The 14404-nt window shown below is 50.8% G+C and carries 14 protein-coding genes; 6 read left to right on the forward strand and 8 right to left on the reverse strand.

Features of this window, described 5'->3' with window-relative positions:
• The first annotated feature begins 15 nt into the window (after positions 1 to 15).
• The 4 genes from gabD (at position 16) to csiR (ending at position 5120) form a co-directional block, all read left to right on the forward strand.
• A complete protein-coding gene (gene gabD / locus G163CM_RS08940) occupies positions 16 to 1464 on the forward strand; it encodes an NADP-dependent succinate-semialdehyde dehydrogenase (protein ID WP_021577833.1) in 1449 nt (482 codons plus the stop codon).
• A gap of 13 nt (positions 1465 to 1477) precedes the next feature.
• Complete coding sequence (gene gabT / locus G163CM_RS08945; RefSeq protein ID WP_231827763.1) at positions 1478 to 2758, forward strand: 4-aminobutyrate--2-oxoglutarate transaminase; 1281 nt, start codon at positions 1478 to 1480, stop codon at positions 2756 to 2758.
• Between the two features lie 237 nt (positions 2759 to 2995).
• Positions 2996 to 4396, forward strand: coding sequence for a GABA permease (gene gabP, locus G163CM_RS08950; RefSeq protein WP_149461597.1), 1401 nt, complete (start codon positions 2996 to 2998; stop codon positions 4394 to 4396).
• A gap of 46 nt (positions 4397 to 4442) precedes the next feature.
• The gene (csiR, locus tag G163CM_RS08955) at positions 4443 to 5120 is read left to right on the forward strand and encodes a DNA-binding transcriptional regulator CsiR (protein WP_015965002.1); all 678 of its coding nucleotides are present in this window, start codon (positions 4443 to 4445) and stop codon (positions 5118 to 5120) included.
• A 5-nt stretch (positions 5121 to 5125) separates the two neighbouring features.
• Here csiR and G163CM_RS08960 read toward each other — a convergent pair whose 3' ends face one another.
• From G163CM_RS08960 to G163CM_RS08975, 4 genes are all read right to left on the reverse strand, one after another.
• Entirely contained in the window at positions 5126 to 6025 is a 900-nt protein-coding gene (locus G163CM_RS08960) for a LysR family transcriptional regulator (protein ID WP_231827764.1), read from the reverse strand.
• 35 nt (positions 6026 to 6060) lie between these two features.
• On the reverse strand, positions 6061 to 7116 hold the full coding sequence (locus tag G163CM_RS08965; RefSeq protein WP_231827765.1) for an AbrB family transcriptional regulator: 1056 nt from the start codon (positions 7114 to 7116) through the stop codon (positions 6061 to 6063).
• Between the two features lie 6 nt (positions 7117 to 7122).
• Complete coding sequence (locus tag G163CM_RS08970; protein ID WP_231827766.1) at positions 7123 to 7329, reverse strand: tautomerase family protein; 207 nt, start codon at positions 7327 to 7329, stop codon at positions 7123 to 7125.
• A gap of 97 nt (positions 7330 to 7426) precedes the next feature.
• Positions 7427 to 8617, reverse strand: coding sequence for an MFS transporter (locus tag G163CM_RS08975; protein ID WP_231827767.1), 1191 nt, complete (start codon positions 8615 to 8617; stop codon positions 7427 to 7429).
• A gap of 108 nt (positions 8618 to 8725) precedes the next feature.
• On the opposite strand from G163CM_RS08975, the gene G163CM_RS08980 reads away from it, so the two are divergent.
• Entirely contained in the window at positions 8726 to 9598 is an 873-nt protein-coding gene (locus G163CM_RS08980; protein ID WP_231827768.1) for a LysR family transcriptional regulator, read from the forward strand.
• Positions 9599 to 9697: 99 nt separating this feature from the next.
• Positions 9698 to 10807 (forward strand): AI-2E family transporter, encoded by a 1110-nt coding sequence (locus tag G163CM_RS08985; RefSeq protein WP_015965008.1) that lies wholly within the window; start codon positions 9698 to 9700, stop codon positions 10805 to 10807.
• 134 nt (positions 10808 to 10941) lie between these two features.
• On the opposite strand, the gene uraH is transcribed toward G163CM_RS08985, so the two are convergent.
• The 4 genes from uraH to G163CM_RS09005 all read right to left on the reverse strand — a co-directional run bounded on the left by uraH (position 10942) and on the right by G163CM_RS09005 (position 14371).
• Positions 10942 to 11343 carry a hydroxyisourate hydrolase gene (uraH, locus tag G163CM_RS08990; protein ID WP_231827769.1) on the reverse strand — a complete coding sequence of 134 codons (402 nt, stop codon included), beginning with the start codon at positions 11341 to 11343 and terminating at the stop codon, positions 10942 to 10944.
• A 153-nt stretch (positions 11344 to 11496) separates the two neighbouring features.
• The gene (locus G163CM_RS08995) at positions 11497 to 12288 is read right to left on the reverse strand and encodes an MBL fold metallo-hydrolase (protein ID WP_231827770.1); all 792 of its coding nucleotides are present in this window, start codon (positions 12286 to 12288) and stop codon (positions 11497 to 11499) included.
• A 299-nt stretch (positions 12289 to 12587) separates the two neighbouring features.
• Entirely contained in the window at positions 12588 to 13538 is a 951-nt protein-coding gene (locus tag G163CM_RS09000; protein WP_231827771.1) for a bifunctional helix-turn-helix transcriptional regulator/GNAT family N-acetyltransferase, read from the reverse strand.
• 95 nt (positions 13539 to 13633) lie between these two features.
• A complete protein-coding gene (locus G163CM_RS09005; protein ID WP_231828351.1) occupies positions 13634 to 14371 on the reverse strand; it encodes a type 1 glutamine amidotransferase in 738 nt (245 codons plus the stop codon).
• Positions 14372 to 14404 lie beyond the last annotated feature (33 nt).

The raw sequence follows: 14404 nt of genomic DNA on the forward strand, positions 1-14404 counted from the left end.
AAACAGGACGTAACAATGAAACTTAACGACAGTAACTTATTCCGCCAGCAGGCGTTGATTAACGGGGAATGGCTGGACGCCAACAATGGCGAGGTCATCGACGTCACCAATCCGGCGAACGGCGACAAGCTGGGTAGCGTGCCGAAAATGGGCGCGGATGAAACCCGCGCCGCTATCGACGCCGCCAACCGCGCCCTGCCCGCCTGGCGTGCGCTCACCGCCAAAGAACGCGCCAACATTCTGCGCAACTGGTTCAATTTGATGATGGAGCATCAGGACGATTTAGCGCGCCTGATGACCCTCGAACAGGGCAAACCGCTGGCTGAAGCGAAAGGCGAAATCAGCTACGCCGCCTCCTTTATTGAGTGGTTTGCCGAAGAAGGCAAGCGTATTTATGGCGACACCATTCCCGGTCATCAGGCCGATAAGCGCCTGATTGTTATCAAGCAGCCGATTGGCGTTACCGCAGCTATCACCCCGTGGAACTTCCCGGCGGCGATGATTACCCGCAAAGCCGGTCCGGCGCTGGCGGCAGGCTGCACGATGGTGCTGAAACCCGCCAGTCAGACGCCGTTCTCTGCGCTGGCGCTGGCGGAGCTGGCGATTCGCGCGGGCATTCCGGCTGGGGTATTTAACGTGGTCACCGGTTCGGCGGGCGCAGTCGGTAACGAACTGACCAGCAACCCGCTGGTGCGCAAACTGTCGTTTACCGGTTCGACCGAAATTGGCCGCCAGTTAATGGAACAGTGCGCGAAAGACATCAAAAAAGTGTCGCTGGAGCTGGGCGGCAACGCGCCGTTTATCGTCTTTGACGATGCCGACCTCGACAAAGCCGTGGAAGGCGCGCTGGCCTCGAAATTCCGCAACGCCGGGCAAACCTGCGTCTGCGCCAACCGTTTATACGTGCAGGACGGCGTGTATGACCGCTTTGCCGAAAAATTACAGCAGGCGGTGAGCAAACTGCACATCGGCGACGGGCTGGAGAAAGGCGTCACCATCGGGCCGCTGATCGATGAAAAAGCGGTAGCAAAAGTTGAAGAGCATATTGCCGATGCGCTGGAGAAAGGCGCGCGCGTGGTTTGCGGTGGTAAAGCGCACGAACGCGGCGGCAACTTCTTCCAGCCGACCATTCTGGTGGACGTTCCGGCCAACGCCAAAGTGTCGAAAGAAGAGACGTTCGGCCCCCTCGCCCCGCTGTTCCGCTTTAAAGATGAAGCTGATGTGATTGCGCAAGCCAATGACACCGAATTTGGCCTTGCCGCCTATTTCTACGCCCGTGATTTAAGCCGCGTCTTCCGCGTGGGCGAAGCGCTGGAGTACGGCATCGTCGGCATCAATACCGGCATTATTTCCAATGAAGTGGCCCCGTTCGGCGGCATCAAAGCCTCGGGTCTGGGTCGTGAAGGTTCGAAGTATGGCATCGAAGATTACTTAGAAATCAAATATATGTGCATCGGTCTTTAACTGGAGAACGCGAATGAGCAGCAATAAAGAGTTAATGCAACGCCGCAGTCAGGCAGTTCCTCGTGGCGTTGGGCAAATTCACCCCATTTTCGCTGACCGCGCGGAAAACTGCCGGGTGTGGGACGTTGAAGGCCGTGAGTATCTTGATTTCGCGGGCGGGATTGCGGTGCTCAATACCGGGCACCTGCATCCGAAGGTGGTTGCGGCGGTGGAAGCGCAGTTGAAAAAACTGTCGCACACCTGCTTTCAGGTGCTGGCCTACGAGCCGTATCTGGAGCTGTGCGAGATTATGAATCAGAAGGTGCCAGGCGATTGTGCCAAGAAAACGCTGCTGGTCACTACAGGTTCCGAAGCGGTGGAAAACGCGGTGAAAATCGCCCGCGCCGCCACCAAACGTAGCGGCACCATCGCCTTTAGCGGCGCGTATCACGGGCGCACGCACTACACGCTGGCGCTGACCGGCAAGGTGAATCCGTACTCTGCGGGCATGGGACTGATGCCTGGGCACGTTTATCGCGCGCTTTATCCTTGCCCGCTGCACGGCATCAGTGAAGATGACGCTATCGCCAGCATTCACCGAATTTTTAAAAATGACGCTGCGCCGGAAGATATCGCCGCCATCGTGATTGAGCCGGTTCAGGGCGAAGGCGGTTTCTACGCCGCGACGCCAGCCTTTATGCAGCGTTTACGCGCGCTGTGTGACGAGCACGGGATCATGCTGATTGCCGATGAAGTGCAGAGCGGCGCGGGGCGTACCGGCACGCTGTTTGCGATGGAGCAGATGGGCGTGGCACCCGATCTCACCACCTTTGCGAAATCGATCGCGGGCGGCTTCCCGCTGGCGGGCGTCACCGGGCGCGCGGAAGTGATGGATGCCGTCGCTCCAGGCGGTCTGGGCGGCACCTATGCGGGTAACCCGATTGCCTGCGTGGCGGCGCTGGAAGTGTTGAAGGTGTTCGAGCAGGAAAATCTGCTGCAAAAAGCCAACGATCTGGGGCAGAAGCTGAAAGACGGATTGCTGGCGATCGCCGAAAAACACACCGAGATCGGCGACGTACGCGGGCTGGGGGCGATGATCGCCATCGAGCTGTTTGAAGATGGCGATCACAGTAAACCGGACGCAAAACTCACTGCCGAGATCGTGGCACGCGCCCGCGATAAGGGCCTGATTCTTCTCTCCTGCGGCCCGTATTACAACGTGCTGCGCATCCTTGTACCGCTCACTATTGAAGACGCTCAGATCCGTCAGGGTCTGGAGATCATCGGTCAGTGTTTTGATGAGGCGAAGCAGTAGCACCGCTCCCATGCCGGAGGCGACGCTGCGCGTCTTGTCCGGCCGACGGTGATCCAGGTCGGATAAGGCGTTTACGCCGCATCCGACAATCTGTACGTGAACAGGAATAAATCTATGTCGGCCGGATAAGGCGGAGCCGCTCTCCGGCAAAAAGAATCAATAACAATTAAACGCGTGACCCGACGCGGGAAATGTCGGGGCGCTCTCCCAAGTGACACACTTTCGAGAGGATTCAGGATGGGGCAATCATCGCAACCACATGAGTTAGGCGGCGGGCTGAAGTCACGCCACGTCACCATGTTGTCTATTGCCGGTGTTATCGGCGCAAGTCTGTTTGTCGGTTCCAGCGTCGCCATCGCCGAAGCGGGCCCAGCGGTATTACTGGCCTATCTGTTCGCCGGGTTACTGGTGGTTATGATTATGCGGATGTTGGCGGAAATGGCAGTTGCCACGCCCGATACCGGTTCGTTTTCCACCTATGCCGATAAAGCCATTGGCCGCTGGGCGGGCTATACCATCGGCTGGCTGTACTGGTGGTTTTGGGTACTGGTTATCCCGCTGGAGGCCAACATCGCCGCCATGATCCTGCACTCGTGGGTTCCAGGCATTCCCATCTGGTTATTTTCCCTCGTCATTACCCTCGCCTTAACTGGCAGTAATTTATTAAGCGTTAAAAACTACGGGGAATTTGAGTTCTGGCTGGCGCTGTGCAAAGTCATCGCTATCCTGGCCTTTATTTTCCTTGGTGCAGTCGCAATTAGCGGTTTTTACCCTTATGCCGAAGTGAGCGGGATCTCAAGATTGTGGGATAGCGGCGGCTTTATGCCCAACGGCTTCGGTGCGGTATTAAGCGCGATGTTGATCACCATGTTCTCGTTTATGGGCGCAGAAATTGTCACCATTGCCGCTGCGGAATCCGACACGCCGGAAAAACATATTGTCCGCGCCACCAACTCGGTTATCTGGCGTATTTCTATCTTCTATTTGTGCTCTATTTTTGTCGTCGTGGCATTAATACCGTGGAATATGCCGGGGCTGAAAGCCGTCGGTTCTTATCGCTCGGTTCTGGAATTGCTCAATATTCCCCATGCGAAATTAATCATGGACTGTGTGATATTACTTTCCGTAACCAGTTGCCTGAACTCGGCGTTGTATACCGCCTCCAGGATGCTCTACTCCTTAAGCCGTCGCGGTGATGCGCCTGCGGTAATGGGTAAAATCAACCGCAGTAAAACCCCGTACGTGGCGGTGTTACTCTCCACCGGCGCGGCATTCTTAACGGTGGTGGTGAACTATTACGCGCCTGCGAAGGTGTTTAAATTTCTGATCGACAGCTCCGGCGCTATCGCCCTGCTGGTTTATTTAGTCATCGCCGTTTCACAGTTGCGGATGCGCAAAATTCTGCGAGCAGAAGGAAGCGAAATTCGCTTGCGAATGTGGCTTTATCCGTGGCTCACCTGGCTGGTGATTGGCTTTATTACCTTTGTGTTGGTGGTGATGTTATTCCGCCCGGCGCAGCAACTCGAGGTCATTTCCACCGGCTTATTAGCGATAGGGATTATCTGTACCGTGCCGATTATGGCGCGCTGGAAAAAACTGGTATTGTGGCAAAAAACGCCACTACACAATACCCGATAGATTGTTATCCCGGCGCAAGCCGGGATTGCTACACAGGAGCAAGGCCATGACCGCTATTCCTCAACCAACGGCCATTGATGGCTACCGCTGGCTGAAAAACGATATTATTCGCGGCGTTTATCAACCCGATGAAAAGCTGCGCATGAGCCTGCTCACCGCTCGCTACGGCCTTGGCGTAGGGCCACTGCGAGAGGCGCTTTCCCAACTGGTGGCAGAGCGGCTGGTGACGGTGGTTAATCAGAAAGGATATAACGTCGCTTCCATGTCGGAAAAGGAGCTGCTCGACATCTTCGATGCGCGCGCCAACATGGAAGCCATGCTGGTACGCCTGGCCATCGAACGCGGTGATGACGCCTGGGAGGCCGAGATCCTTGCCCGCGCACATATGCTCAGCAAACTGGAAGCCAACGACGCCAGTGAAAATATGCTCGATGAGTGGGACCGCCGCCATCAGGCGTTCCATACGGCAATTGTCGCGGGCTGTGGTTCTTATTATCTGCTGCAAATGCGCGAAAGGTTATTTGATCTGGCCGCGCGCTATCGCTTTATCTGGCTACGCAGAACGGTGCTGTCTGTCGAAATGCTGGAAGATAAACATGACCAGCATCAGCAATTGACCGAGGTAATACTGGCGCGCGATGCGGCACGCGCCAGTGAATTAATGCGTCAGCATTTGCTGACGCCGATTCCGGTGATTCAGCAGGCAATGAAGGGGCAGCGTTAATGCGCTCAAACAACATCGGAATATCTGAGTGCATCAATCAGTAAGGTGAATGCGGGCAGGTGCTGTTTTCGACTGGGATAATAGAGATAATATCCCGAAAAAACAGGACTCCATTCGGTCAAGGCAGTCACAAGCCTTCCATCGGCAATTTGCTGACCGATGCTATCCTCAGGTACAAATGCCAGACCAAAACCCGACTCTGCCGCATCGATTCGTTCAGCAATGGTATTAAAAGTGAGTTGACCGTCTACCCTCACCTTTAACTGTTTCCCTGCTTTTTCAAACTCCCAGTGATAGAGCCCGCCCGCCGTAGGCAAACGCATATTGATACAGCGATGATGCTGGAGGTCGTGTGGCGTTTGCGGCATGCCATATTGCGCAAAATAGTCCGGCGAACCGGCAACTACCAGGCGAACGTCAGGGCCAATGCGCACGGCGATCATGTCTTTATCGACACTCTCGCCCAGGCGTACACCGGCATCGAAGCGCCCTTCCACAATGTTGACGAAGCCGTTATCCACCACCAGCTCAACGTTGATATCGGGGTATTGGCGTAAAAACGGTTTCAGTTTTGGCCACACCAGACATTTGGCTGAATGTTCGCCCGCAGAAATGCGGATATTCCCCGCCGCAACGCCGTTCAGTTGTATCAGTTGTTCAAGCTCTTCATCCAGCTCGGAAAGCCGGGGCTCCAGACAGGCGATGATCCGCTCACCGGCTTCCGTTGGGGCTACGCTGCGGGTGGTGCGCGTCAACAGGCGAATGTTCAGCCGGGCCTCCAGCGCTTTCATTGCGTGGCTGAGCGCCGACTGCGACACACCTAGCTTACCCGCGGCTTTGGTGAAGCTACGCTCTCGCGCGACAGCGAGAAAGAGCTGAAGCTCATTGAAATTTTCTTTAAGCATGGGGCGCTTTCCTTAACACGGTCATAAACCAAACCCTAAAGTGGCTTCGTCGGTTTACGCATTTTAGCGCCATTACCTTGCATAACCTCTCTTTTCCGATAAATAACAATCGCAGGGAGAGTCTGGATGATCAACATGCGAATGATATGACTTGCCATAACAAAACCGGCATCCGCTTTAAGCGCCAGTGCCGCAAAGGACATGGATTCCACGCTTCCTGGGACCCAGGAGAGCATCAATAAATAAAAAGGGTAATCCAGAAGATGCGACGTTGCCAACGCCATCACCACCGTCACGCCCAGCCCAATGGTAATGAGCTGCATTGAAGACCAGAGATGGCGCATAAATGCCGTCAACGTAAACGCAATAAAATGATGCCCCAGCAATATGCCCATTAAGGCCATACTGAACTGATTGAAAATATCGGGAAAGAGTACCGTCTGAGATGACAAAGGATGCAATAGCGCCGCACAAAGTAACGATGTAATCATAAAAGGTGCGGGAAAATGGATGCGTTCAAGGCACTTGCCCAACACATAGCCCGCTAAGACAATGCCCAATAACCAGAGCATATTAGTCGCGGTTAACAATACAGGCGGGAAGTCCGTAGGGGTATGCGCGCCGCCGCTAATATATCCGGCAAATAAGGTCAGCGTGATGAGCCTCAGCGAGTGCGAAATAATAATTTTTTGCGGCGGCGTTTTTATGTGCGAAGCCAACGCTAAAACCGCCGCCATCGCCCCCGGAACAGCGCCCAATAGAGCCTCGTCCCTGCTCCAGCGTAATCGATGAATACACCACAAGTAGCACGCGGTAAATTGCAGGGATAAGCACAGCAATAATAACAGCAGTAAAAATGCGATATGTTCTTGCGCCCCAAAAGAAAAATCGCGAAATAAAAGACCAATCGACGTGCCAAGAGAGAGTTGAATCACCGTCATACTGCCCGGCAACACGGGTACAGAAAAACCCATAGGTTTTAACAACAGCACGGTAATCAGGGGGCCAAACATCATACCCAACGGAACGTTGCAATAGGTAAAACCCAAGCCAACCAGGATACAAAGAACAAAACCTACCAACAATTTCATAGGCAGCTACAGCTTGCTTTTTTTACGCAACTCAGTGACTGGCACGCCGCCAATCCCCCAGTTGTCAGTTTCTACTTCCTCAATAACCACAATCGTTGTAGCTGGGTTTTTATTCAGGACATCGACCAGTAACTGGGTCACTCCCTCCATCAGCCGTTTCTTTTGTTGAACGGTAGCACCTTCATTAGTGATTTTGATGTTTACGTAAGGCATATTAACTCCTGTTATTAGATAGTTTTAAGATTGCATCAGGGTAAAGATGAGCATAAAAATTACCGATTAAATATTCACGAAATAGCAATACTTGTATTTATTGCTCGCTAAAATTTTCTGAAAATTTAACTTTGCAGTGTTGCAAATAGCTTATCCCTGCTGCAATAAATAACGCACAAGCACCTGCAAGTATTGAAATAGTCATTCCATTTTTATTGGTTTGAAACGCGTTTACGATCAATGGTCCGGCAATTTGCCCAATACCATAGGTCAGCGTTACCAGCCCAAGTAGATTAATTCTCTGCGGCGCAGAAATATTTTTCGCGAGTGGCATCACGAGAGAACTGGTACCCATGAAGGTTGCGCCGAAGCCAATACAGCTCAAGGTTAATAAAAACGGCGAGTGGATAAACGAGGCCATCACAACACAACTCGCCTGCACAATTAAGTTAACGCTCAGGCAGGACAATATGCTCCACTTGCGTGCGGCCCATAACCAGCCATAGCATCCGGGGATAACGGCGAGGCCAACAATAGACCAGATATGGTTAGCCAGAAATTCATTACCCACGCCTCTGGCCATCAAAGGGAGATAAGTTGCCACAATGATGTAACCGAAACCGGCCAGTCCATACAGCAATGCTAAATTCCACCACTGGATGTTCGGCTCGGATGAGGAAGCTGCTTTCTGAGAAGGAAGGACGTGTTTGTTTGCAGGCAATAAGATAATTAGCGCGAGGAAGAGTACAGCTGAAATGATTGATGCCCCGATCCATAGCAGTTTTGAATTTAATGCATAGGCGATACCGGCTATAACATATTCGTTTCCGATAAAAATACCCACCCCGACGCCGGCAAACAAAGAAGCAATGACAAACGGATTATGGGTATGCTGTAGCACAAGCATCGATCCGAATATCATCATGCCTGCGCTGGCAACACCGGCGATAAATCGAATAACAATCACTATGTCAGGATGTGTGACCACAGCCATCGCAAAAATAAGCAGCCCTGTGACTAATGCAGCACAAATTAACATCCCTTTGATATTCTTTAGACCACCAAAAATACCAAAAGAGAACAGGAGGCTGCCAACCAGGTAGCCGGCATAATTCGCACTGGCAATTAACGATAATTGTGAAAAACTAAAAATGCCTTCATGCAACATAACCGGCAGCATCGGAGTATATAAAAAACGGCCAATTCCCATGCCCAGCGTTAAAACGATCATGCCAAAGACAGCCGTGCTGAACTGGCGATGGCCAACAACATTGTGATCAAGATCCATTTTTCAGGCTCAATATGTAAATCAGATTTGATTGTTATGTTACATAAAGAAATGATAATAAAAAGTTAATAAAAATGATGAAAACATTCACTTTGAGTAACAGACACGATGAACAGTACCTCGTTAAATTTGTTTAAAACTGTCGCGGAAACTGGCTCTATCACCGCAGCAGCCCGTAACCTGCACTGCGTATCTTCAAACGTCACAACGCGGCTCAAGCAGCTTGAGTCCAGTCTGGATGTGTCGTTGTTTATTCGTGAGAAGAACCGGCTTCACATCACCCCTGAAGGCGAACTGCTGCTACGTTATGCCAACAAAATCCTCGCGCTATTAGACGAAGCTGAATTGTCCATGCAGGGAACAAAGGCGGCTGGCCCTCTGCGCATCGGCGCAATGGAAACCACTGCTGCCGTCCGGCTTCCTGCTTTGCTGGCGAATTTTCATCGTGAAATGCCCTCTGTTGAACTGAACTTAAAAACATCACCTACAGATGTGCTGGTTCAGCAGATCCTGAATAGTGAACTTGAAATTGCCTTCGTCGCTGACCATCAGGCATTGCATGTGGACAATTCAAGGCTACAAACACAGGTGCTGTGTCAGGAAACCCTGGTTTTAGTTACCGCCGCCGAGCATGGCCATGTCGTGACGGGAGCCGACCTTGAGGTGACAAGGCCACTCGTCTTTGTAAAAGGATGTAATTATCGTTCGCGACTTGGGCAATGGTTGCGGCTGCAAAATATCGATTATGCCGAACCGCTGGAATTTGGCTCTTTTCAGGCCATTCTTGGTTGCGTCAGCGCCGGGATGGGCATTGCATTATTACCTGAGAGCGTCGTAAAACAGTACGAAACAAGTTTCCCCATTCGCTGCCACTCTATATCGCCGCACATCGGCAACGTCAATACCATGATGGTATGGCTGAAAAATCGCGAGGTTAGCCGGGTATTAAACTGCTTTTTATCCTTTATTTCATCCCATTGAGGTATTTCGCAACTTTATTAACCCCTGAGGGTATTTAGGTTGGTAAATCGTCTGTACGGTTCTATAGTCGTTACAGTCTTTCAGCTACAGGATTTACTAATGCGCTTTAATGGACTTACCAAAGGTTTCTTTCTCTTCATTCTGGCCCTTGTCACCTGGGCTTTCTTCGATGTGCTGTCACCGTACTTCTCCGCCATTTTATGGGCGGCGGTATTAACCGTTATTTTCTATCCGGTAAAAAACAAATTGCGCGATGCGATGGGAGATCGTAACGGGCTGGCGTCGCTGCTCACCCTGGTGATTATTTGCCTCATCGTTTTCATTCCATTGATGATTATTCTCTCATCGCTCGCCTTCGAACTGAATGTGGTTTACACCAAGCTACAGCAGAACAATACGCAGTTCCCGGAGGTGGTAGCTGCGATATTCTCGCATCTTCCGGACTGGGCGCGCGGGTTCCTGACGGAGCACAACCTGGACGATGCCGCGCAGATCCAGAAAAAACTCTCTGAAGTGGCATTGCAGGGTGGGCAATATCTTGCGGGCAGCGCTTTCCTGATTGGTAAAGGCACCTTCGGGTTTGCCATCAGTTTCGGCATCATGCTGTATCTGCTCTTTTTCCTGCTCAAAGATGGGCCCTATCTGGTTAATCAGATTCTCGATTCACTGCCGCTTTCCGACTTTGTGAAACAGCACCTGTTCGCCAAATTTGTCGGCGTAACGCGCGCCACGGTAAAAGGCACGGCGGTCGTCGCTATTGTTCAGGGTGCACTGGGCGGTATCGCCTTCGCGATTGTCGGCATCGACGGCAGTATCCTGTGGGGCGCGCTGATGGCGTTTCTGTCGCTGGTACCTGCCGTGGGTTCAGCCATTGTCTGGGTCCCGGCGGCGATTTTCCTCTTCGCCACCCACCAGCTGTGGCAAGCGCTGTTTATTATCGGCTTCTTTGTGATTATCGTCGGCCTGGTCGACAATATTCTGCGCCCCCTGCTGGTCGGCAAAGACACCAAAATGCCCGATTACCTGATTCTGATCACCACGCTTGGCGGTATGGAAATTTACGGGATTAATGGCTTCGTCATCGGCCCATTAATTGCCGCCCTGTTCCTTGCAAGCTGGAATCTGTTCTCTGGCCGCGATCATGAAGGTAATGCCGAAGAGCTTGATGAAGCATTTATTGAGGAAGGGAAAAAAGGTCCGGATTTGTAACGGGTGAGGATATCGGCGGCGGTGTTGGTCGCCGATATTGCTAACCGTACAACGGGTCGTTTACTGCGCTACATGGCAGACTCCGCAGCGACAACTTGCCGTATCCATCGGAATTTATCCTTAAACTCAGCGAATTAGCTACCGCGATAAGTTGAATAACCGTATTGACTCAACAGAAGAGGGATGTGCAATTTTTCATTGTTTTTAGAAACGTTGAACGTTACCGGGATGCCTGGGAAAAATGTCTCCATTTTCTGGCTTTTAAAATAGTCCCCTGTCTGAAATGTCACTCTGTAAATCCCCGGTGTCATATCGGTGTCTGCGGGATAAAGTGACTTAATGCGGCCACCTGCATCGGTTTTTCCATCGGCAATATGCTTCCAGCTCATTCCCTCTTGTTTATCCAGCACAACCTTCACTCCAGGGGACGGTAAACCTGTTTGCTGGTTCAGAATATGAACGCTGAGAGTACCTTCAGGGGAGGCGAATGCATTCAGGCTACACAGGGATAAGGCAACAACGATTATTTTTTTCATAGATACTGTTCCATAACATTCAACGTGTCTGAAACTATAGATGCTCTTGCCCAATTTAAATATTAAACATTTTGTTAACTTTACATCGCCAGCAAGGCGTTGCTTACGATTGGGTTTTGCCTGACACCGTAAGCGTAACTTATTCACGGATAACTATCCGAGACAGGAAATATACTTTTTCCCTGAGCAACGCACGATATCATCAGCATTTTCAGTAATATCTTTTCCTTCAAACGCGCCGTACAGTCTCTTAAATTTCACCCTATCCAGTCGCTGAATAATGTCACTGACGGTTGTTGCTGGTAATGGCAGTAAATTGGGGTAGCTCCACATAAAGGAGACGGCGTGCGCACCTGGGGTGACTTGAATAATGTCGGCGGAAAGCACTACGCCTTCATCTCGCGCCCAATGCAAAACACAGCCACCGGCAAAATGCCCACCAAGACGTATCACGTGAACGTCACGGGTCAGAGCAAAAGTGTCGCCTTCCCAAAAATTAATCCAGGGACTGTCGCGCATTACCCACTTACTGTCATTGGCATGAAGATAAATCGGGGCGCTAAATTCTTCAGCCCAATCTTGCATTGTGGTGTAGTAATGGGGATGCGATATCGCTATTGCCTTTAGACCGCCAATGGATGAAATAAGCATTTTTGTGGCATCGTCGAGAGTGGCAATGCAATCCCACAGAATATTGCCTTCCGGGGTTCGCAGAATAAACGCACGCTGGTTGATGGCAAAATCAGGAACGGTACGGATGCTAAAAAGAGCGTTATCGTGTTGTTTCCATGTATTGGTATGTGAAGCACAAAGGGCGTTAAAATCGATCCATTTTTGCCCAGTCGAAGGGATATATTGGCGCTCATCTTCACAGATGTTGCAATTATCTGGATAAGAACCTTTCGTCTCATAGGACGTACCGCATGCTTTGCATAGAGTAATCATTGAGTTTTCCTTATTCCTTCTCTTAATCCAATGGCAGGGGAATCGACTTTGTATTTATTTAACGCACAGTTAGCCTGGCACATAGATATACAAGGATGTGTCCGTTAGTGCTGCCATTTAGCGAGGATAGTCAGCACCCGTTTCTCGCTCATAGCAGACCTTATGCCCTACTTTCAGTCGCCAGAGGTGCCAGACGGTGTGCCGTTTATTGATCTTACTCGCTAAGTATGAAACAGAGAGAAAGCCAAAACACGTCAGCCAACCCATCCATATTTAAAAGAATAAGGAGTCAGTAAAGCTCAGGTAATTTTTCGGGTAAACTGTTGCTCCGTAATGGTACTCCCCCACTGGTCGCCTTCCCATTCTTTCGACAATGTAAAGCCAAATGATTCATACAAGCGTCTTGCCGCTGTCAGTTTATTAAATGTCCATAGCTGTACCGAAGAGAACCGCTGCTCAACACAAAATGCCATCGCCTCTGCAATGAGTTTTCTGCCCAACCCGCTGCCACGACATCCATCTTCGAGGATAAACCAGCGCAAATGGGCTTCATTATTTCCCAGATCCTCACCGTCGATGGCTACCGAGCCGACTATTCTGTCGTTTACCATTGCCAACCAAATCTGGTTGCAGGACTTATCAAGGCGGACGGAAAAATCAGCAAGGCCCGCAGCAACCTTCGATTCAAAAATAACGCCGAAGTTATGCTCCCTTGCATAATAGCCGCCATGCATTTCGGCAATGCGACCAATCATTCCCGGATGATAGCCCGTGACAATTTTGACGCTATTGCTTGCGTTGACCTCCGTATTTTCGCGGCTGGCTTTCAGGGCGCAGGCATATGATGAAAGCCCCTGTGAGGTCGTTATCTGGGTAAAGGGATCCAGTTTTTCGAGTGCGGCGGTGACACGGTCGTCAGCGTAAGCATTGATGGTCTGGACAGTCTTTCTCCCCTTTTCGGTGAGATTTAACAGTTTCGTCCTCGCGTCTTCTGCGTAAGGTCTTTCTTCCAGCTCACCCGCTTTGACAAGCTTTGCGAGCATGCGACTCACGCTGGATTTCTCCAGCCCAAGAATCTGTACCAACTGAGCCGCTGATATGGCCCCATACGTTTCAACTTCAAGCAGGGTGTGAACGGCGGAAGGAGGATAATCCGTCGCCGCCAGCGTCTGGTTCATAAAACCCAACTCGCGCACCATTAAACGAGAGGCTTCACGTACATTTTTTATGGTCTGCAATTCTGGATTCATTAACATTGCCCTTGTTTATATAGTTGCATAATACAACCATCTAAACATGAAACCTGTCAATCTTTTACTCTCTTTCAGCGCCTTGCTCATGTCTGTCACCAGGTTCTGGCTTCGATTTTAGGGGAGCAGTGCGCTTCAAGCTTATCCAGGAAGATAAACAAAGCCGCATTCATTTCGCTGTAATCATGTGCCCGAAGTTTCTCCACCGTATCGACAAAACGATATTCTGCGAAACGACTTAGCTCCGATGCTGAATGAGCAATAAGTTCTTCAACGACTTCTCGCGTCAATTCCAAATGGCACTGGAAACCGTAAACGCGATCGGAATAAGCCACAATCTGACGTGGACATCCTTCACTGTAAGCCATAATGACCGCATCACCCGTCAGGCCGGGCATGTCGTTATGCCAGTGCCCCACCTCAAGCATTGGGCCAAAATGACTGAACATCTCGCTCTTGCTGCCATCCTTCGTCAGATAAACCGGGAATTTGCCAATCTCTTTCTCCGGGCTGTGCGCAAAAGGCGCGCCAAGCGCTTCGCCAATCAACTGCGAGCCTAGACAGACTCCGATTACGGCGCGTCCTGATCCGATGACAGAAGCAATAAAGGTTTGTTCACTTTTTGCATCAAAATGGGGGCATTCGTCAGTAGTCACGCTCGGGTCCTGCGGGCCGCCCATTACAATCAACAAATCAATGTCGCCGGTATCCGTTGGGAGTTTTTCACCGGCATAAACGCGTGAATAAGTGACGTCATGGCCCTTCTCCCTTGCCCACGTTTCATAAGCGCCTGGTGCTTCAAAACTCTCGTGAACGATGAAGTGAACTCTCATTTGCATATGCTCCTGTAATACTTATGATAATTA

Origin of the sequence: Pseudocitrobacter corydidari (assembly GCF_021172065.1) — a bacterium.
Classification (GTDB): domain Bacteria; phylum Pseudomonadota; class Gammaproteobacteria; order Enterobacterales; family Enterobacteriaceae; genus Pseudocitrobacter; species Pseudocitrobacter corydidari.

What these genes read in the sequence shown, in the direction of transcription:
- gabD (WP_021577833.1), top strand. Translation starts at nt 16, where the DNA reads ATGAAACTTAACGACAGTAACTTATTCCGCCAGCAGGCGTTGATTAAC.
- gabT (WP_231827763.1), top strand. Translation starts at nt 1,478, where the DNA reads ATGAGCAGCAATAAAGAGTTAATGCAACGCCGCAGTCAGGCAGTTCCT.
- gabP (WP_149461597.1), top strand. Translation starts at nt 2,996, where the DNA reads ATGGGGCAATCATCGCAACCACATGAGTTAGGCGGCGGGCTGAAGTCA.
- csiR (WP_015965002.1), top strand. Translation starts at nt 4,443, where the DNA reads ATGACCGCTATTCCTCAACCAACGGCCATTGATGGCTACCGCTGGCTG.
- G163CM_RS08960 (WP_231827764.1), bottom strand. Translation starts at nt 6,025, where the DNA reads ATGCTTAAAGAAAATTTCAATGAGCTTCAGCTCTTTCTCGCTGTCGCG.
- G163CM_RS08965 (WP_231827765.1), bottom strand. Translation starts at nt 7,116, where the DNA reads ATGAAATTGTTGGTAGGTTTTGTTCTTTGTATCCTGGTTGGCTTGGGT.
- G163CM_RS08970 (WP_231827766.1), bottom strand. Translation starts at nt 7,329, where the DNA reads ATGCCTTACGTAAACATCAAAATCACTAATGAAGGTGCTACCGTTCAA.
- G163CM_RS08975 (WP_231827767.1), bottom strand. Translation starts at nt 8,617, where the DNA reads ATGGATCTTGATCACAATGTTGTTGGCCATCGCCAGTTCAGCACGGCT.
- G163CM_RS08980 (WP_231827768.1), top strand. Translation starts at nt 8,726, where the DNA reads ATGAACAGTACCTCGTTAAATTTGTTTAAAACTGTCGCGGAAACTGGC.
- G163CM_RS08985 (WP_015965008.1), top strand. Translation starts at nt 9,698, where the DNA reads ATGCGCTTTAATGGACTTACCAAAGGTTTCTTTCTCTTCATTCTGGCC.
- uraH (WP_231827769.1), bottom strand. Translation starts at nt 11,343, where the DNA reads ATGAAAAAAATAATCGTTGTTGCCTTATCCCTGTGTAGCCTGAATGCA.
- G163CM_RS08995 (WP_231827770.1), bottom strand. Translation starts at nt 12,288, where the DNA reads ATGATTACTCTATGCAAAGCATGCGGTACGTCCTATGAGACGAAAGGT.
- G163CM_RS09000 (WP_231827771.1), bottom strand. Translation starts at nt 13,538, where the DNA reads ATGAATCCAGAATTGCAGACCATAAAAAATGTACGTGAAGCCTCTCGT.
- G163CM_RS09005 (WP_231828351.1), bottom strand. Translation starts at nt 14,371, where the DNA reads ATGAGAGTTCACTTCATCGTTCACGAGAGTTTTGAAGCACCAGGCGCT.